This is a genomic window from Flavivirga jejuensis (assembly GCF_030540765.1).
In the GTDB taxonomy this organism is placed as follows: Bacteria; Bacteroidota; Bacteroidia; order Flavobacteriales; family Flavobacteriaceae; genus Flavivirga; species Flavivirga jejuensis.
This window is the reverse complement of sequence record NZ_JAUOEL010000005.1, coordinates 1-22993: the sequence shown is the minus strand read 5'-3', so window position 1 is coordinate 22993 and position 22993 is coordinate 1. Positions and strand designations below refer to the sequence as shown.

Below are 22993 nucleotides of genomic sequence, written 5' to 3'. Positions count from 1 at the left end.
GCATTCGAGAAAACACTTTTAATGTAAAAGCATTAAAAAAACAAAAATTGTTATTCCCATGAAAAGGGAATCTAATAAATACAATACAATGAATATCTTAATTCTTGGTTCTGGAGGAAGAGAACACACATTTGCTTGGAAAATAGCGAAAAGCACAAAATGTAACCAATTATTTGTTGCTCCAGGAAATTCTGGAACAGCTCAAATTGCAACTAATGTAAACATTGGAGTGAATGATTTTGATGCGATCAAGGAACTTGTTTTAAACGAAGGTATTGATATGGTTGTTGTTGGTCCAGAAGACCCATTAGTTAATGGGATTCACGACTATTTTTTAAATGATGAGACTATTAAACACATATCTGTTATTGGTCCTCAAAAAGTGGCAGCCGAATTAGAAGGAAGTAAAGAATTTGCTAAAGAGTTTTTATACCGTCATAATATCCCAACAGCGGCATACGAGAGTTTTACAAAGGAAACTGTAGAAAAAGGCTATGCGTTTTTAGAAACTTTAAAAGCACCTTATGTTTTAAAAGCTGATGGGCTAGCAGCAGGAAAAGGTGTTGTTATTTTGAATGACTTAGAGGATGCTAAAGCAGAATTAAAAAGCATGTTAGTTGATGCTAAATTTGGTGAAGCGAGTACTAAAGTGGTTATTGAAGAGTTTTTAGATGGTATAGAACTAAGTTGTTTTGTATTAACAGATGGAACAAACTATAAAATTTTACCAACAGCAAAAGATTATAAACGAATAGGTGAAGGAGATACGGGATTAAATACGGGCGGTATGGGAGCAATTTCACCTGTGCCTTTTGCAACAGACGAATTCCTTAATAAAATTGAAGAGCGTATTGTAAAGCCCACCATCAATGGTTTTAAAAAGGATAATTTGCCTTATGTGGGATTTGTATTTATTGGGCTTATTAAAGTTGGAGACGATCCAAAAGTGATAGAATACAATGTTCGTATGGGGGATCCTGAGACAGAAGTCGTACTCCCTAGACTAAAAAATGATTTTGTTGAGATACTTGAAGCCATGTCTAAAGGCTCATTAGATAAAATTGACATAGAGATAGACGAACGAGCAGCAACTACTATTATGTTAGTATCTGGAGGTTACCCCGAAGCTTACGAAAAAGGAAAAGAAATAACTGGAATAGAAAGCATCCAAGACTCTATACCTTTTCATGCAGGAGCACTATTAAAAGATGGCAAAGTAATGACCTCTGGTGGTCGTGTTATGGCCATTACATCCTATGGTAATACATACCAAGAGGCCATAAAAAAATCTTACCAAAATATAGAAAAACTACATTTTGATAAGATGAATTATCGTAAGGATATAGGTTTCGATTTAAACTAAATCTATTATAAATTTAGTTTTATAAAAACGAATGAGAAGAAACACTTTTGTCTTCTTCATTGTTATCGTTAAATATTTTAAGTTGTTTCATCCAATAAACCATAGCAACAAAACCTATGGCAAGGAAGATCCAGGAAATTGTATTTGCAGCAAACCAGCTTTCTAGCTCAAGTGCTCGTAAAGCATCATAAGGAGCAAAAAGTACATTAACAAATAAATCCTGTATAGCGTAAAAGAAATCTTTCATGTTGTTTATTTATTGCTTTCTAACCTTTATAGTTAGTATATTTACGTAGCAAAAATACAAAAAGAGTTAATGATAACAAGCATTTTTAATAAATCTAAGTCAATAAATTTCATCATTGTTTTTATTATTACACTTTTAGCTTTTATTATGGCTAGAGTAAAGTTAATAGATGAACCAATAACTGTGGTGTTTGTATTAAAGCAAATTGTTCTACTTTTTATTTGTTACATATCTGTTTTTCTTTTAAACTTTATTGTTAGTAAGAATAATTTAACAATGGAGAATAATAGCTATGAAATTTTATTATTTAGTCTGTTTTTGTTATTAATCGTTCATACTACTAGTAATACAAACATAATTTGTGCTAATTTTTTCGTTTTATTAGGTTTAAGGCGCATCATGAGTTTGCGGTCTCAAAAGAATGTAGAAAAGAAATTATTTGATGCGGCCTTTTGGATAGCTATAGCAGCGTTATTTTATTTTTGGTCTATCCTGTTTTTTGCCTTAATACTCATTACCTTAGTTCTATATCCAGAGAATAAATTGAGACACTGGATTATACCCTTTTTAGGAATCGTTACAGTTTTTGTGATTTCTGTAAGTGTCTCTATTATTGTTTACGATAGTTTTTTCGAAATATTCAACATTTCTTCAACAATTAACTATGATTTTAGTAGCTATAATTCTATAAAATATTTGGTTGCTATTACATTGCTATTGTCTTTTGGGATTTGGTCATCCATATTTTATTTACAGAATATTAAAAAGAAGAAAAAAGCTTTTAGAGCATCTTTTAAAATCATTATTGCTGCAGTAATTATTGCTTTTTTGATAGTGCTTCAAGCGCCCGAAAAAAGTGGAAGCGAATTTTTATTTATGTTTGCGCCATTAGCAATAATCATAGCAAATTATATCGAGGTTATTCAAGAAAAGTGGTTTAAAGAAGTATTTCTAGCACTACTTATTCTTGTTCCATTTATAACCCTACTGTTGTAGTTTTTCACCAAAAGCTAGGTCGCCAGCGTCCCCTAGTCCTGGAATAATATAACCTTTATCATTTAGTTTGTCATCAATGGCAGCAATCCATAAGTGTGTTTTATTATCAAAATTACTTTCAACAAAGTCGACACCTTCTTGCGCTCCTATAACACTTATTAAGTGTACTTCTTTTGGTGTTCCAAATGGTTTTAAAGCTTCAAAAGTAGCTACCATTGATTGTCCAGTGGCTAACATGGGGTCTGCAAGAATAAGTGTTTTGTTTTCTAAGCTGGGGCAGGCTAAATATTCTACAATAATTTCGAAACTTTCTGGGTTGTGTTTATGATGTCTGTATGCTGAAATAAAAGCATTTTCAGCAGTGTCAAAATAGTTAAGTAACCCATTATGTAATGGCACACCAGCTCTTAAAATAGAGCATAAAACAATGTCATTATTTAATAAATTAATAGAGCTTTTTCCTAAAGGAGTTTCAACGGTTGAAGCGTTATAATTTAAAGATTTACTCATTTCATAACCTAAAACTTCTCCAATACGTTCAATATTCCTTCGAAAACGCATGCTGTCTTTTTGAATGTTAATATTTCTAATTTCAGAAATAAAAGTATTTAATATGGAATTTTCTTTAGATATATTGTGAATTTGCATAGTAGTTTTATGTCATTTTTGAGTAGTAAAGTTAACTAAATATGAAGTATATTTACGCTTTAAAATTAAGACAGTATGTTTACAGAAAAAGCCAACAAAATATTTCAAGATGTTATTGAAAAATATCATGTAATAAATACAGTAGACCAGCCTTTTGAAAATGCCTATGATAAAAGTGATTTATTAGAGCATTTATTATATAGAAAATGTTGGATTGATACGGTACAATGGCATTACGAAGATATTATTAGAGATCCACAAATAGACCCAGTTGCTGCTTTAACATTGAAACGTCAAATTGATGCTTCAAACCAAGACAGAACGGATATGGTTGAATATATTGATAGTTATTTTCTTGAGAAATATAAAGATGTTTCATCTAAAGCTGATGCATCTATTAATACTGAAAGCCCAGCTTGGGGGGTAGATCGATTATCTATTCTGGCGTTGAAAGTTTATCATATGAATGAAGAAGCGACAAGAACAGATGCTTCCGATAGTCATAGAGATGCCTGCAAGAAAAAATTAGATGTCTTATTAGAGCAACGTGTAGATTTATCTACAGCGATAGACACACTTCTTAGCGATATTGAAAAAGGTGATAAGTACATGAAAGTTTATAAACAAATGAAAATGTACAATGATGATGAGCTAAATCCAGTGCTAAGAGGACAAAAATAAATTAGTGTTATTCTGAAACAGATGGAAAATATCTATACTATTAAGATCTTTCGACTGCGCTCAATATGACATAAGACTTTAATTTATGTCACAACCAAAACATATTCTAGTCATTCGACTTTCCGCAATGGGAGATGTTGCAATGACTATTCCTGTATTACAGGCATTGAATAAGCAATACCCTGATGTTAATATCACTGTACTTACTCGTGCTTTTTTTACACCTTTCTTTCGGGACTTAAAAAATGTTACAGTTTTCCCCGCTGAGGTTAAAGGCAAACACAAAGGTGTTTTGGGGCTTTTTAAACTTTCTAAAACATTAAAAAAGCTAGAGATTGATGCTATAGTAGATCTACACAATGTTCTGCGGAGTAATATTTTAAAGTTTCTCTTCTTTGGAAAAAAATTCAGTCAGATCGATAAAGGGAGAACAGAAAAAAAGGAATTAGTTTCTGGAAAAAGATTTAGGCAATTAAAAACAACGCACCAAAGATATGTTGATGTATTCGAAGCTTTAGGTTTTAAGCTAGACTTATCGAATCCAGCATTTGCCAATAGACCAATCTTAAATGAAAAGACCAAAACACTTATAGGTCTAGATTCAAAAAAAATGATAGGGATTGCTCCTTTTGCTGCCCACGAAGGAAAAATATACCCTCTAGATTTAATGAAAGCCGTTATTACAATGCTTTCAAAAGATTATAAGATCATTTTATTTGGAGGGGGGGCAAAAGAAATAGCTGTTTTAAATAATTTTGAAAAAAGCTTAGATCATGTAATAAGTATTGCGGGTAAATTATCTCTTAATGAAGAGTTAGACGTGATCTCAAATTTAAAAGTGATGCTTTCTATGGATTCTGGCAATGCACATATAGCTGCCATGTTAGGAGTAAAAGTTATAACTATTTGGGGAGTTACCCATCCATTTGCTGGTTTTGCACCATTTAACCAGCCGAACGATTATACTATAGTGTCAGATAGAAACCAATTTCCAGAAATCCCTACTTCTATTTATGGCAACAAATATCCAGAAAATTATAAAGAAGCTTCCAGAAGTATTTTGCCAGAAACTATTATTAACAAAATTAAGTCTATAGTCTAAATATAGTTTTGTCATTCCTGCGAATGCAAGGAAGGAATCCACTCAAAAATAATATAGATTCCATTTTAATCTAGATGTCTCATGTTACTTTCTCTTCTTCAGAGAGATGTGTCATAAGGCAAAGAGAATTAAACATCATCATAATCAATTATAAGACTTGGTGTGGTAGGTTGTGCCTGACACGTTAAAATTAAACCTTCGGCAACTTCATTTTCGGTTAAAATATTATTCTGTCTCATGGTTGCTTCGCCTTCTTTTATACGAGCTAAACAACTACTACAAATACCACCTTGACAAGAATAAGGCGCATCTATGTCTTCATCTAAAGCAGCTTCAAGAATAGTTTGTTTTTGAGACATTTCAAATGTAGATTCCTCATCATCAACAACAATTGTTATTTTCGTTTTACCGCTTGCTACAATATCTTCTTCTTGTGTTTCGGCAGGTTTAGCAGCTTTAAAAAGTTCGAAATGTATGCGATTCTCATCAATATTATGATCTGTTAAAACATCTTTTACAGTGTGAATCATAGCCTCTGGACCACAAAGATAAAAAGCATCAACCACAACATGTTTGTGTTCATTTTTAATGACATAATTAACCGTGCTTTTCTCAATACGACCAAAGATTGAATTCTCTTCATCTTTTTGGCTAAAAAGAAATTGAATAGAAAAACGATCTTTATAAGTCTGTTGTAGCTCTAAAAGTTCGTTTAAAAACATAGTGTCATTTGTAGTTTTATTTCCGTAAACCAAAATAACTTTACTTTGCTTTTCTTCTTCTAAAGCACATTTTATAATACTTAATACTGGTGTAATACCACTCCCAGCGGCAAAGGCTGCAATGTTTTTAGTTTTAGAATCGTTAGGTGTAAACGTAAAACGTCCTTTTGGTGAGGCAACCTCTAGAACATCACCAGGCTTTAACGTGTTGTTTGCATAAGCCGAAAACGTTCCATCTTTAACTTCTTTAATAGCTACTTTTAATTCGCCACTTTTTGGAGACGAACATAACGAATAATCACGTCTTATTTCTTTACCGTTTATTTCGGTTTTTAAAGTAATATATTGACCTGCTTTAAATATAAAATTATCCTTTAATTCTTGAGGTAAATCGAAACTAATACTTATCGCTTTGCTAGTTTCTCTCTTAATATCTTTTATGGTTAGTTTTTGAAATCCAGACATGTGTAAAATTTTGACAAAAATAGTGAAGCCATTACATTTTGTGCATATAAATTTTTAAAAAATACATACATAAGATTATTATGCATAAGAAAATTATGTATATTTGAAATGTTATGAAAAGCTCTAATTTATACAAAGGCAGTTTAACCACTATTATTTTGAAGCTCTTAAACGAGCATGATAAAATGTATGGTTATGAGATTGCTCAAAAAGTAAAAGAACTCACTAAGGGAGAACTTAAAATTACCGAAGGCGCACTTTATCCGTCATTACACAAATTAGAAGCCGAAGGTTTTTTAGATGTTGAGGTTTTAAAAGTTGATAATAGAATGCGTAAATATTATAAACTTACCGAAGAAGGAACAAGAGAAACGGTTAAGAAGCTTAGTGAGTTAGAACAGTATATAACGACAATGAGGGCTTTGGTGAATCCTAAATTTAGAATAGGATGATGATGAAAGTTTTTGAAAATCAAATACAACAAACTTATACATTCACACAAAAGTGTTATGTTGAGTGATGTGATGTGCAATCGAGTTTGTAGACCTATTTAACAAATGGGATCGAAAATCAATGTGTAACATACCTTTTAACGTCAATTAAATATATTAAATATTGTTAATAAGCAATTTGTGTATACAAATAATGGAATTGTGTCATTCTGAGAGCTATCGAAAACAGATTATATTTTGTTTGAAGGTATGAAGCGTAGCTTTTGAGGAGGTACCTCATCTTTATGATGATGATGCCTCGTCACTCATGCTTCGTTCTGTCTACATGGCAAAACAGTGTTTATCAATAATATGCATTATTTGCTTTTTTAATTTACGTTGAATTCACGTTTTTATATAAAATCTGTAACATTTCAAGAAGAACAGACACTAATGTCATAATTAACCATTAAAAAAGTAAAATGAAAAAAATAGTACTATTAGCTTTGTCTATAATTGCTTTAACATTTCAATCCCAAGCACAAGACAATACCGAATTTAAAAATGTAACGGTTGAATTTATAAAACTTACAGGTGCTGGAGCTGCGTTTGAAAATGCTATAGATCAACTAGGAACGGGTGTTTCAGAAGCCAATAAGGAAGCTTACACAAAAGAAGCAAAAGGGACTTTAGATGCGTTATACACTAAAATGGCCGATCTTTATATGGCTGAATTCACTCAAGATGAAATTAAAGAATTAGTCGCCTTTTATAAAACAGATTTAGGTAAAAAATTATCAGAAAAACAATTAGGATTAACTCAAAAAGCAATGACGTATGGACAGTCTTGGGGAATGGAAATACAAGGCATAGCTCAAAAGCATAACTAATTAGTTATGATCAAAAATTTTTTAAGTTTAGAATGGAAATCTTTTTTACGGTCTGCCAGTTTTGGTAAAGGACTTGCTGTAAAAATATTAATGGGCTTTTTTGCTCTGTATTTTATAGCGATGTTTTTATTTATAGGTTTCTTTATGGATAAAATTCTTTTAGAGACCTATCCTGATGTTGATCCATTTGTAGCATTTAATGGACTTCTTTTCTTTTGGGTTATCGGGGATCTCATTATTCGGTTTTTTTTTCAAAAACTTCCAGTTATGAGTGTCAAACCATTACTAACACTTCCAATAAAAAGAAAAGGAATAGTTAATTATGTTTTAGGCAAATCTGTAGTTTCACTTATTAATTTTTTACCCTTATTTGCTATTGTACCATTTGGCTTTAAACTTATAGCAAAAGGGCATAACGGAACAACTATTTTAACGTGGATACTGGTTATTGTTATCATAACACTAATTAATAATTTTCTTAATTTTATTATTGAAAGTTTATCTGCAGAAACAGAGTTATCTTTTTTACCAATTATAGTGTTCGTTGGAACTCTTTTTGGTTTAAACCATTTTAGTATTTTAAATATTTCTGAAGCATTATCCAGAGGTGTCGTTTCTATTTCAGAAAACCCAATAGAGTTATTAATTCCAATAATTATATTGGTAGTTTTATATGCTTATAATTTTAAGACCTTACGTAAGAAACTGTTTTTAGATAGTGGTTTAAAAAAGGAAATTAAAGAAGTATACACATCTAACCTTGAATGGACAAAAAACTTTGGAGATATTGCTCCTTTTATGCAGTTAGATTTAAAATTGCTTTGGCGTAATAAACGTACTAAATCTTCTGTTTGGATGCTACCATTGGGATTGTTTTATGGCTTGTTTTTTTACCCTCAACCAGCCTATCAAGATATGCCGTGGTTTTTTGCGTTAATAGGAATCTTTGTAACAGGAATCTTTTTAATCAATTTTGGGCAGTTTATTCCAGCCTGGGATAGTGGTTATTACAAATTACTTATGAGTCAGAATATTAAATACGAGCAGTATTTAAAATCGAAATTCACGCTAATGGCCTTAAGTGTTATGATACTATTTGTGCTAAGTATCCCTTATGTTTACTTTGGGTGGGAAATATTATTGGCACATTTTGTAGCAGCTATTTATAACTTGGGAGTTAACACACACGTTATTTTATATGGAGGATCTTTTAACCGTAAAAAAATTGATTTAGATCAAAAAGCCGCTTTTAATTTTCAGGGAACTGGAGCAGTACAATGGCTAATAGGTATTCCATTAATGTTATTGCCTTTAGCAATATTCGGAATCATGTATGCAATAGCTGGTTTTGAAATAGGCTGTTTAATCCTTGGTATATTAGGAATAATTGGTATTATCTTTCATCAAAGATTGATGAAAGTAATTACTAAAAAGTATTTAGAATCAAAATATAAAATGATTGATGCTTTCGAGCAAAATAATTAAGATATAGAATTATGATAATAACTTCAGACTTATCAAAAAAATATAGTGGAAACGAAGTTTTAAATATAGAATCATTAGAAATTCCAAAAGGACAAAGTTTTGGCTTAGTAGGAAATAATGGAGCAGGAAAAACTACTTATTTTAGTTTACTTTTAGACTTAATTAAACCGTCAGCAGGATTTATAAAGAACCATGGGGTTCAAGTAAATGAAAGTGAAGAATGGAAACCGTTTACATCTGCTTTTATAGACGAAAGTTTTTTGATAGGCTATTTAACAGCCGAAGAATACTTTTATTTTATTGGCGAGTTACGAGGCCAAAATAAAGCAGATGTTAATAAGCTAGTGGCACAATTTGAAGACTTTTTTCATGGGGAAATATTAGGACAGAAAAAATATTTACGCGATTTAAGTAAAGGAAACCAGAAAAAGGCAGGGATTGTAGCTGCTTTAATAGGAAACCCAGACGTTATTATTCTAGATGAACCTTTTGCAAACTTAGACCCAACCACTCAAATTCGTCTTAAAGGAATTATTAAGAATTTAGCCAAAAAACAAAGTACTACCGTTTTAATTTCTAGTCACGATTTAATGCATGTTACCGACGTTTGTGAACGTATCGTTGTCCTTGAAAAAGGTGAAATAATAAAAGATTTAGAAACAAGCGAAGCAACACTAAAAGAACTAGAAGCACATTTTGCAGGAACAGATATTCAGTAGGCAGTAGACAGTATTCAGTGGGCAGTGGGCAGTCTTAGGTTTGGTCGCCATGATTTTTATTAGTAATTCTTTAGTTATGAGGTGGCTTTGCGACTCTGTGGCTTCGCGAGAATATTCAGCATAGAGTTCCAATTTTGAGTCATAGGTTTGTGTAGTCCCAGTTTTTATTAGTATATTTTTAGCTGTGAAATAACTTAGCGCCTTCGCGCCTTCGCGAGATAATTCAAGAGACCGAATACAGTTATAGGTTTATTATCGCCATGATTTTTATTAGTAAATTTTAGTTGCGAAATAGCTTAGCGTCTCAGCAACTTCGCGAGAACATTCAGCATAGAGTTCCAATTTGAGTCATAGGTTTGAGTAGTCCCAGTTTTTATTAGTATATTTTAGTTACGAAATAACTTAGCGCCTCTGCGTCTTCGCGAGATAATTCAAGAGACCGAATACAATTATAGGTTTATTATCGCCATGATTTTTATTAATAACTCTTTAGTTATGAGTTAGCTTAGCGTCTCAGCAACTTCGCGAGAACATTCAGCATAGAGTTCCAATTTGAGTCATAGGTTTGAGCAGTCCCAGTTTTTATTAGTAAATTTTAGTTACGAAATAACTTAGCGTCTCTGCGTCTTCGCGAGATAATTCAAGAGACCGAATACAATTATAGGTTTATCATCACCATGATTTTTATTAGTAACTATTTAGTTATGAGTTGTCTTCGCGTCTCAGCAACTTCGCGAGAACATTCAGCATAGAGTTCCAATTTGAGTCATAGGTTTGAGCAGTCCCAGTTTTTATTAGTATATTTTAGTTACGAAATAACTTAGCGTCTCTGCGTCTTCGCGAGATAATTCAAGAGACCGAATAAAGTCATAGGTCTATTATCGCCATAATTTTTATTAATATATTATTAGTCGTGAAATAACTTAGTACTCCCTCCCCTTACAACTTTACAAGAAAATTTGAATCCAAAACAAGTTAAATTTAGTTACCACCCCACCCAAAGTATAAATTCAATAACAAAAAAATTGAATCTTTTAAAAATGTAAGACAATACCTGCTATTTTGCAGCCACCTACATAATTTGATAACATAACGAAGTACGATTTCGTTCAAAAGTCGTTTAATTTTTATAGGTTAATCGAAAAAGATGTTTATTTTTACCTGCTTACATAATATATGTGAGAGTTTATAGTTATTTAGTTAGACTAAAAATACCAGCATTGAAAAGATCTTGTAAAGCGATATTAATTATTCTATGTGCTACTTTATTGGTTGTAGGATGTTCTAGAAAAAAGGACAAATTCATCAGCCGAAATTTCCATGCAGTTTCGACAGAATTTAATACACTTTATAATGGCTATAATGCTTTAAACCAAGGAAGGGAAAACCTTAATAGTGGTTATACCGATAATTATTGGGATGTGCTTCCAATAGAGCGGATGCAAATCTTTGAAGAAGTTGTGCTTCCTGGACAATCTAAAAATGAAGATTTTACTAGGGCAGAAGAGAAAGCCGTTAAAGCTATTCAGAAACATAGTATGAATATAGATGGGAAAGAGAAAAACCCACAAATGGATGAAGCCTATCTTCTACTAGGAAAATCCAGATATTTCGATCAACGTTTTATACCAGCCTTAGAGGCATTTAATTATATCCTTTACAAATATCCAGCGAGCGATAAAATAAATCAAGCAAAAGTTTGGCGTGAAAAAACTAATATTCGTTTAGATAATAATGATTTAGCTATTGAAAATTTAAAACGTCTATTATATCAAGAGGAGTTAGAAGGTCAGGATTTAGCAGATGCGACCTCTATGTTAGCACAAGCATTTTTAAATACAAAATATGTTGATAGTGCCATTACACAATTAGAAATAGCATCAAACGCAACTAAGAATAATGATGAGCGCGGACGTTACCGTTTTATACAAGGACAATTGTATAATAAATTAGGTAAAAAAGACAGTGCAAATATGGCATTTGATGAAGTTATTAAACTTAATCGTAGAACACCTCGAATTTACATGATAAGTGCACATATTGAAAAAGTTAAAAATTTCGATTATGAGAATGGTAATAAGTTAGAGATAACAGAATTACTTACAAAACTTGAAGAAAATAGAGAAAACAGACCTTTTTTAGATAAAATTTACCATCAAATAGGAGCGTATCATTTAAATAATCAATCAGATACACTGGCAGTCGTTTATTTCAACAAATCGTTACGTACTAATTCTAGAGATAAACTATTAAAAGCTAGGAATTATGAAATTCTTGGAGACATGAATTTTGATAAGTCTATTTATAAAGACGCTGGTAAATATTATGATAGTACGTTAGGGAGTTTAGTTTTAAACTCTAAGCCATATCGTGTTATTAAACGAAAGCGGGACAACCTTGAAGATGTTATTTATTATGAAGCTATTGCACAAGTTAACGATAGTATTTTAAGACTTGTAAATTTATCTGATGCAGATAGATTAGCTTATTTTGAATCATTAATTGAGAAGTTAAAGATTGAAGTAGCAGAGGAAGAAGAGAGAAAGAAAAGAGAAGAAGCTGCACAACGCAACACAGGTTTAGCAACAGTTAATAACACAATAGGAGGTCAGTCCTCCCAAGTAGGTGCATCAAATCAAGCAGCAGTATTTTATTTTTACAACCCTACAACAGTATCATATGGTAAAAATGAATTTATAAAAATTTGGGGAGATAGAAATTTAGAAGATAATTGGAGATGGTCTAGCAAAACAAAATCAATAGGAATTAGTAATGATATAAACAATAATGTTTTGGCTACTGCTACAGAAGAAGAATTGTTTGACCCCCAGTTTTATATATCTAAAATTCCTGCCGAAGAAAAAGAAATTGATAGCATTTCTAAAGAGCGTAATTATGCGTATTACCAGTTAGGATTGATCTACAAAGAAAAGTTCAAAGAGTACGAATTAGCAAAAGGCAAGTTTCAAAATTTACTCGAAAGCAAGCCGGAAGAGCGACTAATATTACCATCTAAATACAATCTATATAAGATTTATGAGGCTTTAGGTGAAAATGATGAAGCTACAATTGCTAAGAATGAAATTATTGAAAAATATCCAAACTCTAGATACGCTACCATTCTAAGCAGTCCAGAATCAGCAACAGAACGGGATGAAAACAGCCCAGAAAGTTTATATGAAGCACTCTATAAACAATATGAAAATCAGGAATATGCAGATGTAATTTCTAAAAGTGAAAACTATATAAATGTATTTGATGGTGAGGCAATTGTACCAAAATTTGAACTGTTAAAAGCAACAGCTACAGGGCGGCTATATGGATACGAAGCTTATAATAAAGCAGTGAATTATATAGCAATTACTTATGCAAATACAGAAGAAGGGATACAAGCTCAAAATATTGAAGCTAAAGTGCTACCTAAACTTGCAAATAAAGATTTTATTTCGGACGATAAAATAACCAGTAATTATAAAATATTTTTTAAGTTTGAAAATCCAGAAATGGAAAAAGTAAAAGGCTTTCAAAAAACTTTAGATACCGTTTTAAAAAATATAAGATATTATGATCTAAGATCTTCGGTAGATGTTTATAATTCAAATACAGTTCTTGTAATTGTTCATGGATTAAAAAATGCAGAAGTAGCAAAAGCTTTTGATCAGTTATTAAATAAAGAAGATAAACGAAAAATAAAAGAACCATATTTCGCAATAGCATCTGAAAATTATCAAATTGTTCAAATTCATAAAAATTTGGATGCTTATTTAAATATAGAAAACAATTAAATTAATAGCATATTATGTTCTCCGATAATAAAAAAGAAAAACAAATGGTAGAAGGAAAACCAAGTCAAAATATTGTAGCTCAAGGTACCAAAATGGTTGGTGATTTTAATAGCGAAGGTGATTTTAGAGTTGATGGAATTATAGAAGGAAATATAAAAACTTCAGGGAAAGTAGTTGTTGGTAAATCAGGTCTTATTAAAGGGACTTTACATGGAACAGATGCTTATTTTGAAGGTAAATTTTCTGGAAAATTAGCATTGTCAGGAACATTAACGTTAAAAACATCTGCTTATATTGAAGGCGAAGTAGTTGTTGGGAAATTAGCTGTTGAACCTGGAGCAACGTTTAATGTGACCTGTATTATGAAAGGCTCTGTAAAAGAAATGAATAAAGGAGGTGGACAACAACAACAAAAAAGACCAGAAACCGAAAAAACAGCTTAAAAATGCTGCTATTCTTATGGGGATAGGCCTGCAAATGGGAATTACTATATACCTGTTTGTTCTTCTAGGAAAATGGCTTGATTCTAATTATAACGATGGTGAAAAACTATATATTATAATTATGACCCTTTTAGGGGTTGCTATATCGCTATACGCCGTTCTTAAGCAAGTCAACCGAATTAAATATTGATGAATAACCCTTTTTTAAATTTTACAATAAAGGCTATTATTATTTTAGTAGTAGTCTTTTGTGTTCACCTAGGAGTTTTACGTATTTTAGGCCTTCCTCTTTTTGAAAATAGGATCGTATTATCATACCTAATAAACCTTGTTTTAATCGTTGTTATTTTCGGTGTGCTTTATCTACTTAAAAGAAAATATAAAAACCAATTAGGTTTTTTATTTTTAGCAGGTAGTTTTTTAAAGTTTGTTGTCTTTTTTATTGTGTTTTACCCTTTCTATAAACTTGATAATACCATCACTAAACTAGAGTTTGCGGCTTTTTTTGTGCCTTATGCTTTTGGTTTAGTTTTAGAATCTATAAGTTTAAGTAAATGGCTAAATAAACTTGAATAGCCATTATAATTTTTTCATTATAACAATCCTTTAAAATAAAAAGCAAAATTGTTTTTCTTTTTGAGATAAAAACATACCTTTGCAGCGATTTTTAAGCTACTATTATTTAGAGTGATATGCGAAGAAAAATATCTTTGAAACCGATTACATTATTACTGCTTTTAACTGCATTTGTTTCTTTTGGGCAAGATGCGCATCATAATGATGAGCCAAAACCAGATGGTAAAGCAGAAAGAAAAGCTTATATCCAACATCATTTAAAAGATTCTCACGATTTTGGTATAGCATCATATACCAATGCTTCAGGAGAAAAGAAACATATAGGTTTTCCACTGCCAGTAATTTTATGGGATGGTGGATTAAAAATATTTTCTTCTTCTAAATTTCACCATGAGAAAACAGTTGCTGCAGTTGATGGAAATTTCTATAAAATATATCACGGTATGATATATAAAACAGATGCAGTAGGAACTATTAACTACGATGATGCTCATCATCCAACTAACGTAAAGCCTTTAGATCTTTCTATAACTAAAAGTGTGGTTATGATCATTGTTACAGCTTTATTGATGTTTTTGTTGTTTGGTAGTTTAGGGAAGTCTTACGGGAAAAATGGAGGAATTGCTAAAGGAGCAGGACGCTTTTTTGAACCAATAATACTTTATATAAGAGATGATATCGCTATTCCAAATATTGGAAAAAAACATTATAAAAAATATATGAGTTTTTTATTGACTGTGTTTTTCTTTGTTTGGTTTTTAAATATTTTTGGATTAACGCCTCTTGGTGTTAATGTAACAGGGAATATCGCTATTACATTTTCTTTAGCTATTTTAACGTATTTAATTACCACGTTTACAGCAAAAAAAGATTACTGGAAACATATTTTTTGGATGCCAGGGGTGCCTGCACCAATGAAAATTATATTAGCTCCTATAGAGTTATTAGGTACGATCATTAAGCCTTTTTCCTTATTAATACGTCTTTATGCAAATATGCAAGCAGGACATATTGTATTAATGAGTTTAATTGCTTTAATGTATTTGTTTAATAGTATTGTAGGGAGTAGTTTGTCGTTCTTCTTGTCGTTTGCAATTTCATTGATTGAAGTTTTAGTAGCATTATTGCAAGCGTATATTTTTACCATGCTGTCAGCGCTTTATTTTGGTATGGCGGTTGAGGAGCATGATCATGAAGAAGCGCATTAATAAATTGAGTGTTTAATTTTTAAATTATATATATTATGGAAATTCCAGTAATGGTAGGTGCAGGTTTAGTTGTAATCGGAGTAGGTATTGGTATTGGTAAAATTGGTGGTTCTGCTATGGAAGCAATCGCTCGTCAACCAGAAGCTACAGGAAAGATTCAAACAGCTATGCTTATTGCAGCTGCATTAATTGAAGGTATTGGATTTGCTGCATTATTTGCAGTATAATTTAAACTTAAAAAGTAAAGCTGTAACGGTTGGTTACAGTTTTACTTTAATTTTAAAAATTAAATAATTTAACATTATAAATATAGTATGGAAAAATTATTAGGAGAGTTTTCATTAGGATTATTTATTATACAAACAGTATTATTCGTATTGCTTGTATTGTTATTAAAAAAGTTTGCTTGGAAACCTATTTTAACTGCTATTAACGATAGAGAAGAAGGGATTATAAATGCATTAGATTCTGCTGAAAAAGCAAAATTAGAAATGGAAAACCTTCAAGCTGATAATCAAAAGTTATTAAAAGAAGCTAGAACAGAACGAGAAAGCATGTTGAAGGAAGCGCGTGATATCAAAAATAAAATGATTGAAGACGCTAAAAGTGAAGCACAAGAGCAAGCTAATAAATTGATTCAGCAAGCTCAAGCAGCTATTGAAAGTGAAAAGAAAGCAGCTATGGCTGAACTTAAAAATCATGTAGCAGGTTTATCTTTAGATATTGCAGAAAAAGTAGTGCGTGGAGAACTATCTAACAAAGACAAACAATTAGAATTGATTGAAACGATGTTAGGTGAAAAATCATTAACTGAGGTATAATGGCAGGAGCAAGAGCAGCAATACGTTACGCAAAAGCGGTATTAAGTTTAGCATCAGATCAAAAATCGGCAGACGCTGTAAATAAAAACATGAAACTAATTGCTAATACTATTGCAGAAAGCAAAGACTTAAGCGATACGCTTCAAAGTCCTGTAATTAATTCTTCAGTAAAAAAAGCTGTTTTATTAGAGGTTTTTAAAAAGTCAGATAAAACAACTTTAAGTTTAATAGATACGCTAATTAATAATAATAGAATTGATATTTTAGAGAATGTCGCTTTAAAATATAGTGAACTATTTGATCAATCAAAAGGTGTTGAACTTGCAACAGTTACAACAGCGATTGCTTTAACAGCAGATTTAGAGAAAAAAGTTTTAGCAAAAGCAAAAGAACTTACTGATAAAAATGTTGAAGTAGAAAATATTATAGATGAAAGCATTTTAGGTGGTTTCATTTTACGCATAGGAGATATACAATACAACGCAAGTATTGCAAATCAACTAAACAAATTAAAAAGAGAATTCACATTAAATTAAAAAGAGTTATTCGAAGGGTGTTTTAACATCTAGTGTCTAATATCTAATATCTAATATAAAAAAGATGGCAGAAGTAAAACCAGCTGAAATATCAGCAATCTTAAAACAACAACTTTCAGGTTTTGAAGCGGGTGCTTCATTAGATGAAGTAGGAACAGTATTAACCGTAGGTGATGGTATTGTACGTGCTTACGGATTGGCTAACGCTCAATATGGTGAGTTAGTAGAATTCGACGGAGGATTGGAAGGTATTGTACTTAATCTTGAAGAAGATAATGTAGGTATTGTATTGTTAGGTACATCTATAGGTGTTAGAGAAGGATCTACTGTAAAACGTACTGGACGTATTGCTTCTATTAATGTTGGAGAAGGTATTGTTGGACGTGTTGTAGATACTTTAGGAAACCCTATCGATGGAAAAGGGCCTATCTCTGGTAAAACTTACGAAATGCCTTTAGAGCGTAAAGCTCCTGGTGTTGTTTTCCGTGAGCCAGTAACAGAGCCATTACAAACAGGTATTAAATCTATCGATGCCATGATTCCTGTTGGTCGTGGTCAACGTGAGTTGGTTATTGGTGACCGTCAAACTGGTAAAACCACTGTTTGTATTGATACCATTTTAAATCAAAAAGAATTTTACGATGCAGGTGAGCCTGTATATTGTATATATGTTGCTGTAGGTCAAAAAGCATCTACTGTAGCAGGTATTGCTAAAACATTAGAAGATAGAGGTGCTCTTGCTTATACAACAATTGTAGCAGCAAACGCATCAGATCCTGCACCAATGCAAGTATATGCTCCTATGGCAGGTGCTGCAATTGGTGAGTATTTTAGAGATACTGGTCGTCCTGCATTAATTATCTATGACGATTTATCTAAACAAGCGGTAGCATACCGTGAGGTATCTTTATTATTACGTCGTCCACCGGGACGTGAAGCGTATCCAGGTGACGTTTTCTATCTACACTCAAGATTATTAGAGCGTTCTGCAAAAGTTATCAATGATGATAGTATTGCTAAAGATATGAATGACCTTCCAGATTCATTAAAACCATTAGTGAAAGGTGGAGGTTCTTTAACAGCATTACCAATTATTGAAACACAAGCAGGCGATGTTTCGGCATATATTCCAACAAATGTAATTTCTATTACAGATGGACAGATTTTCTTAGATGGAGATTTATTTAACTCTGGTGTACGTCCAGCAATTAACGTAGGTATTTCTGTATCTCGTGTTGGTGGTAATGCACAGATTAAATCAATGAAAAAAGTATCTGGTACTTTAAAATTAGATCAAGCACAATTCCGTGAATTGGAAGCATTTGCTAAGTTTGGGTCAGATTTAGATGCTGTTACTTTAAATGTAATTGAAAAAGGAAAACGTAACGTTGAGATCTTAAAACAAGCTCAAAACGATCCATTTACTGTTGAAGATCAAGTTGCTATTATTTATGCAGGATCTAAAAACTTATTAAGAGATGTTCCTGTTGAAAAAGTAAAAGAATTTGAAAGAGATTTTATTGAATTCTTAAGAGCAAAACATGCAGATGTGCTTAGTACATTAAAAGCAGGTAAATTAACTGATGAAGTTACAGATACATTAACAGCTGTAGCAAAAGATTTATCAGGGAAATATATAGCATAATTTTAACAAGTGTTACTCTGAGCATTGCCAAAAACAAAATACATTTTGTTTGAAGGTAGCTAGTCGAAGAGTCTCTTTTGAATAACATTCGAATACAATAAAAGAATGGCAAACTTAAAAGAAATACGTAACAGAATATCATCGGTATCTTCAACGATGCAGATTACTAGTGCCATGAAAATGGTATCTGCTGCAAAGTTAAAGAAAGCACAAGATGCTATTACTGCAATGCGTCCTTATGCAGATAAGTTAACAGAGCTTTTACAAAGCTTAAGTGCGACTTTAGATGCAGATTCTGGAAGTAAATTTTCAACACAACGTGAGGTAAATAATGTTTTAATAGTTCCTATCACTTCCAATAGAGGTTTATGTGGTGCTTTTAATTCAAATATTATTAAGCAAACACAACATTTAATTGATAGTGTTTATGCAGATAAAAATGTGTCTGTAGTAGCAATAGGAAAGAAATCTAATGATGCTTTCACTAAGCAAAATAAAGTTATTGCTAATAAAAGTGATGTTTTTGAAGATTTAACTTTCGATAATGTTGCAGCCATTGCAGAGTTATTAATGGATAAATTTATTTCAGGCGAGTTTGATAAAATTGAAATCGTTTACAATAAGTTTAAAAATGCAGCAACTCAGATTGTAATGACCGAACAGTTTTTACCAATTGTTCCTGTGGAAGGAGATACTAACAGTAATGCAGATTACATTTTTGAGCCATCTAAAGAACAGATCGTAGAAGAGTTAATTCCTAAGTCGTTAAAAACGCAGCTTTATAAAGGCGTTAGAGATTCTTTTGCAAGCGAACATGGCGCTCGTATGACAGCTATGCACAAAGCAACAGATAATGCGACAGAGCTAAGAGACCAGCTTAAATTAACATACAACAAAGCACGTCAAGCAGCCATTACTAATGAAATATTAGAGATTGTTGGTGGGGCGGAAGCGTTGAACGCTTAAACGAAGATTCACATTAACTAAAATATAAAACAGGCTCGAATTGAAAGATTCGAGCCTGTTTTTTTTAATAAAGAATTACCTCAGAGCCTGAGTTCGACGTAAGTTAATCGTAGATAAAAGTCTCTAATTTGTATATGAAGCATTTTAAAGTTTTTGGCTTTATTAGGTAAGGTTTGTTTTAAATTTGGGTAATCTTGTTTCAAAGGGTTATAAGGACTCTATCCATCTGCTAATACTAAGGGCATCATTTTTAATATAAGTCTCAAATATAAGCTCTAATGATGCCGTACTGTAATCTTGAATGACCTTAGTGCAAAAACGCTACCTGATTTATTTTCTCTATGCTCAAAAGCAATGTTTATCAAGCTCTTTTAGTACTTCCATCGTATTGGGATTTGCATAATAATAATAATACTCTCATATAGAACTATTTGGTAACTAAATGGGTAATCCTATTTTCTTATTACCGATTTTCGTAGGTTTCGTACCAAAACGCTGGTAGTAAATTTTAGAAAAATGAGTGTCATGACTATACCCCAATTCTAAAGCAAGTTGTTTTAGTAAAATATCAGGGTTTTTTTTCAAAATATCCTGTGCTTTTTGAAGCCTTACTTCTTTGATAAAATCCTTGGGATTTAAGCCTGTCTGACTTTTAATTTTTCTATAAAAAGAGCTTTTAGAGAGATTAAACTGTTCAGTTAAAAAATCTTGGGTTAAATTAACTTTACTGGAATTTTCATAGATATATTGTTTAAGCCTATTAATATTAATAAAAGAACTATTATTATTATATTCAGTAATATCAATTTGATGTTTCTCATTATATAAATTTCTAGATATAGAATTTTTAATACAATTTTCAATACGAGCCAAAAGTTCTTCCTTATCAAAAGGTTTTGTAATATAATCATCGATACCAAGTTTTAAAATATCTAGTTTTGCAGTAGGATCTGTTTTTGCTGTAAGCATAATAATGGGGGTATTGTTTTTAAGTTCTTTAAGCTTTAAGACAAACTCATACCCGTTTAATTTAGGCATCATATAATCGGTAACAATAAAATCGACGCGTTTCTCCTTTATAATACGAAGAGCTTCCAAACCGTTAGCAGCCTCTAGACAATTATAATGATTTAGTATGGAGATTAAATATTGGCGCATATCACAATGATCATCAACAACTAAAAAAACGTATTCCTGTTTGTGATGGAGTTGCTGCCTGGCTTTCTTAGTTTTTTCCGTAGAAACAGTTGTATTTATAGGCACATGGGGAGTATGAACAATGCTTTTTTCCAACGGTAGTATAATTGTAAATGTACTTCCGATATTAAGCTCACTTGATAATAAAATTTCAGAATTATGCAACTCAATAATTTCTTTGCTAAAGGCCAGACCTACACCACTGCCACCAGATTTATTAATATCATTATTTACTTGATAAAACCGATTAAAAACATACGCCATATCGTTTTTAGAAATGCCAATGCCAGTATCAGAAATTTTTATGTGTACATATTGGTCTTTTTTAGAGATAATTATTTTAACCACACCACTATCGGTATATTTTAAGGCATTTATAAGAATATTGTTAATAGCTCTTTCAAAGAAAACAGTATCAATATTAACAATATAATCTTCAGAATTTTTAAAAATTTGAAAAGCAATATCTTTTTGTTTAAATAAAGGCTCAAAGCTCAAATATTGTTTTCGAATCAGTTCAGAAACATTAGCAGGTTTTAATTGTAGGCTAAAGTTAGAAGATTGCATTTTGGCTAAATCCAATACATTATCCACCATATAAGCAATGGTATCTATTTGCTTTTTAATACCTGATTGAGTTGTGGTTAGAGCATTGTTTTCAAAAGTGTACGTATCCAAATCAGATACATGCCCATTAATAAGAGTTAAAGGCGTGCGTATTTCATGAGATATATTGGTGAAAAACTGCGATTTAAATTTATCCAAATCTTCCAATTCTTTGGTTTTAGCCTTTAGCTTTTTTTCATTTTTTATATTAAGATTTTTAAAATAACTCATAACAATAAAGAGAGAAAAGAATAAGAATGGGGGATTAAGATTATTTAAAACGGAAATAGGATAATGTTTAAAATAAAAATTAGGGATATAGAGCCCTAGGAGGCATATAATCAGTATAAAAATATTTATTTTTTTATTATCGATATAGATTAATGAAATACACGGAGGCAATAAAAAAAAATATTCTAAAAGATCTCCCTTATATATGTAATTAGAAAAAAATAATATGGTTAATATAAGATTAAAATTGTAAATAATACTAGCGAAAAAAATCTTTTTATAATATAATAACACCTGTACACTTATAACAAAAAAAAACATAATAGGGTAACTAATAATCATAAGTTGATTTTTAAAAAAATCTTCAGTAAAAGAAAGAATTGTAAATAAATGCCAGGTATTACAAAAGATGCGCAACAGAACAATTTTCTTCAAATCATCTTCACTAGTATTTTTGTCTGCACCTAATGTAAAATATTTGTAAAATAGGTTAGTTATCTTTTTGATCATAGGACTTGGAATTTAAGTGTTCGACAAAAATAAGTATAGAGGTTGAAATGCAGAACAATTTAAAACAATTGAATGATTAGTGATGTCGATTGACCAAAAATTGATGTTAAGGTTTAGTTTTTTTGTGCAGAATTTTAAACCAAACAACATGAAAACGAATCTATTAAAATTTAAAAACCTACTATTGCTAATAGTAGCTATAGTTGGGATGTTAGCTCAGTGATGTATATGTCTTCTATGTTTAGTGATGCATCAGCATTTAGCCAGGACCTTTCTGGTTGGGTTACCGATAATGTAACAGCCTGCACAAACTTTAGTAGTGGTTCTGGTTTAACACCCGCACAGTTACCTAAAATTCACTTTATTGATATAAATATCTCGTAAGTAGTATTCTACAAAAAAAACAATCTCATTTTTCTTACGTCGAATCCAGATTTACACTACTGTAATTTAAAATAATTGAACGATTTGTGATGTCGATTGATCAATTAGTGATTTTAAATATTTGTTGTTTTGTACCATGTAATTTAAACATTTCAAAAAAAGAAATAATGAAAACAAATCTATTAAAATTTAAAAACCTACTATTGTTAATAATAGTTATAACACTTGCAAGCTGTTCCAAAGACGACCCAGCAAAGAGTGATGGCAAACAAATTCTGAGTTTTATATTTGCCTCCGAGAACAATAGTATACTTAGTGAATCCGTAACCGCTACCA

Annotated in this window: 23 protein-coding genes; 19 read left to right on the top strand and 4 right to left on the bottom strand. The window is 31.4% G+C overall.

Going from position 1 to position 22993, the window contains the following annotated elements:
- Positions 1–88 precede the first annotated feature (88 nt).
- On the top strand, positions 89–1363 hold the full coding sequence (gene purD / locus Q4Q40_RS14095) for a phosphoribosylamine--glycine ligase (protein ID WP_303302953.1): 1275 nt from the start codon (positions 89–91) through the stop codon (positions 1361–1363).
- A 19-nt stretch (positions 1364–1382) separates the two neighbouring features.
- Here purD and Q4Q40_RS14090 read toward each other — a convergent pair whose 3' ends face one another.
- Positions 1383–1610, bottom strand: a complete 228-nt coding sequence (locus tag Q4Q40_RS14090) for a DUF6341 family protein (RefSeq protein WP_303302519.1) — start codon at positions 1608–1610, stop codon at positions 1383–1385.
- Positions 1611–1679: 69 nt separating this feature from the next.
- Between Q4Q40_RS14090 and Q4Q40_RS14085 the strand changes: the two genes are divergently transcribed.
- A complete protein-coding gene (locus Q4Q40_RS14085; RefSeq protein WP_303302517.1) occupies positions 1680–2606 on the top strand; it encodes a DUF6427 family protein in 927 nt (308 codons plus the stop codon).
- Here Q4Q40_RS14085 and upp read toward each other — a convergent pair.
- A complete protein-coding gene (gene upp / locus Q4Q40_RS14080; RefSeq protein WP_303302516.1) occupies positions 2595–3254 on the bottom strand; it encodes a uracil phosphoribosyltransferase in 660 nt (219 codons plus the stop codon). The two genes, Q4Q40_RS14085 and upp, sit on opposite strands and share 12 nt — an antisense overlap.
- A 75-nt stretch (positions 3255–3329) precedes the next feature.
- Between upp and Q4Q40_RS14075 the strand changes: the two genes are divergently transcribed.
- Both Q4Q40_RS14075 and Q4Q40_RS14070 read left to right on the top strand, forming a co-directional pair.
- Complete coding sequence (locus tag Q4Q40_RS14075) at positions 3330–3935, top strand: DUF4254 domain-containing protein (RefSeq protein ID WP_303302515.1); 606 nt, start codon at positions 3330–3332, stop codon at positions 3933–3935.
- An 85-nt stretch (positions 3936–4020) separates the two neighbouring features.
- Entirely contained in the window at positions 4021–5037 is a 1017-nt protein-coding gene (locus Q4Q40_RS14070; protein ID WP_303302514.1) for a glycosyltransferase family 9 protein, read from the top strand.
- A 128-nt stretch (positions 5038–5165) separates the two neighbouring features.
- On the opposite strand, the gene Q4Q40_RS14065 is transcribed toward Q4Q40_RS14070, so the two are convergent.
- Positions 5166–6224 (bottom strand): ferredoxin--NADP reductase, encoded by a 1059-nt coding sequence (locus Q4Q40_RS14065; RefSeq protein ID WP_303302513.1) that lies wholly within the window; start codon positions 6222–6224, stop codon positions 5166–5168.
- A 113-nt stretch (positions 6225–6337) separates the two neighbouring features.
- On the opposite strand from Q4Q40_RS14065, the gene Q4Q40_RS14060 reads away from it, so the two are divergent.
- The 14 genes from Q4Q40_RS14060 to atpG all read left to right on the top strand — a co-directional run bounded on the left by Q4Q40_RS14060 (position 6338) and on the right by atpG (position 19729).
- Positions 6338–6676 carry a PadR family transcriptional regulator gene (locus Q4Q40_RS14060; protein ID WP_303302512.1) on the top strand — a complete coding sequence of 113 codons (339 nt, stop codon included), beginning with the start codon at positions 6338–6340 and terminating at the stop codon, positions 6674–6676.
- A 461-nt stretch (positions 6677–7137) separates the two neighbouring features.
- Positions 7138–7545, top strand: a complete 408-nt coding sequence (locus Q4Q40_RS14055; RefSeq protein ID WP_303302511.1) for a DUF2059 domain-containing protein — start codon at positions 7138–7140, stop codon at positions 7543–7545.
- 6 nt (positions 7546–7551) lie between these two features.
- Positions 7552–9030, top strand: a complete 1479-nt coding sequence (locus Q4Q40_RS14050) for a DUF5687 family protein (RefSeq protein WP_303302510.1) — start codon at positions 7552–7554, stop codon at positions 9028–9030.
- Between the two features lie 11 nt (positions 9031–9041).
- Positions 9042–9749, top strand: coding sequence for an ABC transporter ATP-binding protein (locus Q4Q40_RS14045; protein WP_303302509.1), 708 nt, complete (start codon positions 9042–9044; stop codon positions 9747–9749).
- 1220 nt (positions 9750–10969) lie between these two features.
- Positions 10970–13534, top strand: a complete 2565-nt coding sequence (porW, locus tag Q4Q40_RS14040) for a type IX secretion system periplasmic lipoprotein PorW/SprE (protein ID WP_303302508.1) — start codon at positions 10970–10972, stop codon at positions 13532–13534.
- Positions 13535–13548: 14 nt separating this feature from the next.
- Entirely contained in the window at positions 13549–13977 is a 429-nt protein-coding gene (locus Q4Q40_RS14035; RefSeq protein WP_303302507.1) for a bactofilin family protein, read from the top strand.
- Between the two features lie 16 nt (positions 13978–13993).
- Entirely contained in the window at positions 13994–14167 is a 174-nt protein-coding gene (locus tag Q4Q40_RS14030) for an AtpZ/AtpI family protein (RefSeq protein WP_303302506.1), read from the top strand.
- A complete protein-coding gene (locus tag Q4Q40_RS14025) occupies positions 14167–14553 on the top strand; it encodes a hypothetical protein (protein WP_303302505.1) in 387 nt (128 codons plus the stop codon). The genes Q4Q40_RS14030 and Q4Q40_RS14025 overlap by 1 nt, the downstream gene beginning before the upstream one ends.
- Before the next feature lie 116 nt (positions 14554–14669).
- Positions 14670–15761 (top strand): F0F1 ATP synthase subunit A, encoded by a 1092-nt coding sequence (gene atpB / locus Q4Q40_RS14020; RefSeq protein WP_303302504.1) that lies wholly within the window; start codon positions 14670–14672, stop codon positions 15759–15761.
- 35 nt (positions 15762–15796) lie between these two features.
- Positions 15797–15988 carry an ATP synthase F0 subunit C gene (gene atpE / locus Q4Q40_RS14015; RefSeq protein ID WP_303302503.1) on the top strand — a complete coding sequence of 64 codons (192 nt, stop codon included), beginning with the start codon at positions 15797–15799 and terminating at the stop codon, positions 15986–15988.
- Between the two features lie 87 nt (positions 15989–16075).
- Positions 16076–16582, top strand: a complete 507-nt coding sequence (locus Q4Q40_RS14010) for a F0F1 ATP synthase subunit B (RefSeq protein WP_303302502.1) — start codon at positions 16076–16078, stop codon at positions 16580–16582.
- On the top strand, positions 16582–17118 hold the full coding sequence (gene atpH, locus Q4Q40_RS14005) for an ATP synthase F1 subunit delta (protein WP_303302501.1): 537 nt from the start codon (positions 16582–16584) through the stop codon (positions 17116–17118). The genes Q4Q40_RS14010 and atpH overlap by 1 nt, the downstream gene beginning before the upstream one ends.
- 64 nt (positions 17119–17182) lie before the next feature.
- Positions 17183–18763 carry a F0F1 ATP synthase subunit alpha gene (gene atpA, locus Q4Q40_RS14000; RefSeq protein WP_303302500.1) on the top strand — a complete coding sequence of 527 codons (1581 nt, stop codon included), beginning with the start codon at positions 17183–17185 and terminating at the stop codon, positions 18761–18763.
- 105 nt (positions 18764–18868) lie between these two features.
- Positions 18869–19729 (top strand): ATP synthase F1 subunit gamma, encoded by an 861-nt coding sequence (gene atpG / locus Q4Q40_RS13995; protein ID WP_303302499.1) that lies wholly within the window; start codon positions 18869–18871, stop codon positions 19727–19729.
- 438 nt (positions 19730–20167) lie between these two features.
- Here the strand turns inward: atpG and Q4Q40_RS13990 are convergent, their stop codons facing one another.
- Entirely contained in the window at positions 20168–21763 is a 1596-nt protein-coding gene (locus Q4Q40_RS13990) for a response regulator (RefSeq protein ID WP_303302498.1), read from the bottom strand.
- A 693-nt stretch (positions 21764–22456) separates the two neighbouring features.
- On the opposite strand from Q4Q40_RS13990, the gene Q4Q40_RS24090 reads away from it, so the two are divergent.
- Positions 22457–22657 (top strand): BspA family leucine-rich repeat surface protein, encoded by a 201-nt coding sequence (locus tag Q4Q40_RS24090; RefSeq protein WP_367892786.1) that lies wholly within the window; start codon positions 22457–22459, stop codon positions 22655–22657.
- Positions 22658–22993: the final 336 nt, after the last annotated feature.

Coding starts and splice junctions, on each gene's coding strand:
- Q4Q40_RS13990 (WP_303302498.1), bottom strand. CDS start 21,763: ATGAGTTATTTTAAAAATCTTAATATAAAAAATGAAAAAAAGCTAAAG.
- Q4Q40_RS14050 (WP_303302510.1), top strand. CDS start 7,552: ATGATCAAAAATTTTTTAAGTTTAGAATGGAAATCTTTTTTACGGTCT.
- atpG (WP_303302499.1), top strand. CDS start 18,869: ATGGCAAACTTAAAAGAAATACGTAACAGAATATCATCGGTATCTTCA.
- atpE (WP_303302503.1), top strand. CDS start 15,797: ATGGAAATTCCAGTAATGGTAGGTGCAGGTTTAGTTGTAATCGGAGTA.
- atpB (WP_303302504.1), top strand. CDS start 14,670: ATGCGAAGAAAAATATCTTTGAAACCGATTACATTATTACTGCTTTTA.
- Q4Q40_RS14035 (WP_303302507.1), top strand. CDS start 13,549: ATGTTCTCCGATAATAAAAAAGAAAAACAAATGGTAGAAGGAAAACCA.
- Q4Q40_RS14045 (WP_303302509.1), top strand. CDS start 9,042: ATGATAATAACTTCAGACTTATCAAAAAAATATAGTGGAAACGAAGTT.
- Q4Q40_RS14090 (WP_303302519.1), bottom strand. CDS start 1,610: ATGAAAGATTTCTTTTACGCTATACAGGATTTATTTGTTAATGTACTT.
- Q4Q40_RS14010 (WP_303302502.1), top strand. CDS start 16,076: ATGGAAAAATTATTAGGAGAGTTTTCATTAGGATTATTTATTATACAA.
- atpA (WP_303302500.1), top strand. CDS start 17,183: ATGGCAGAAGTAAAACCAGCTGAAATATCAGCAATCTTAAAACAACAA.
- Q4Q40_RS14030 (WP_303302506.1), top strand. CDS start 13,994: ATGGGGATAGGCCTGCAAATGGGAATTACTATATACCTGTTTGTTCTT.
- Q4Q40_RS14085 (WP_303302517.1), top strand. CDS start 1,680: ATGATAACAAGCATTTTTAATAAATCTAAGTCAATAAATTTCATCATT.
- Q4Q40_RS14025 (WP_303302505.1), top strand. CDS start 14,167: ATGAATAACCCTTTTTTAAATTTTACAATAAAGGCTATTATTATTTTA.
- upp (WP_303302516.1), bottom strand. CDS start 3,254: ATGCAAATTCACAATATATCTAAAGAAAATTCCATATTAAATACTTTT.
- Q4Q40_RS14070 (WP_303302514.1), top strand. CDS start 4,021: ATGTCACAACCAAAACATATTCTAGTCATTCGACTTTCCGCAATGGGA.
- purD (WP_303302953.1), top strand. CDS start 89: ATGAATATCTTAATTCTTGGTTCTGGAGGAAGAGAACACACATTTGCT.
- Q4Q40_RS14075 (WP_303302515.1), top strand. CDS start 3,330: ATGTTTACAGAAAAAGCCAACAAAATATTTCAAGATGTTATTGAAAAA.
- atpH (WP_303302501.1), top strand. CDS start 16,582: ATGGCAGGAGCAAGAGCAGCAATACGTTACGCAAAAGCGGTATTAAGT.
- Q4Q40_RS14055 (WP_303302511.1), top strand. CDS start 7,138: ATGAAAAAAATAGTACTATTAGCTTTGTCTATAATTGCTTTAACATTT.
- Q4Q40_RS14060 (WP_303302512.1), top strand. CDS start 6,338: ATGAAAAGCTCTAATTTATACAAAGGCAGTTTAACCACTATTATTTTG.
- Q4Q40_RS14065 (WP_303302513.1), bottom strand. CDS start 6,224: ATGTCTGGATTTCAAAAACTAACCATAAAAGATATTAAGAGAGAAACT.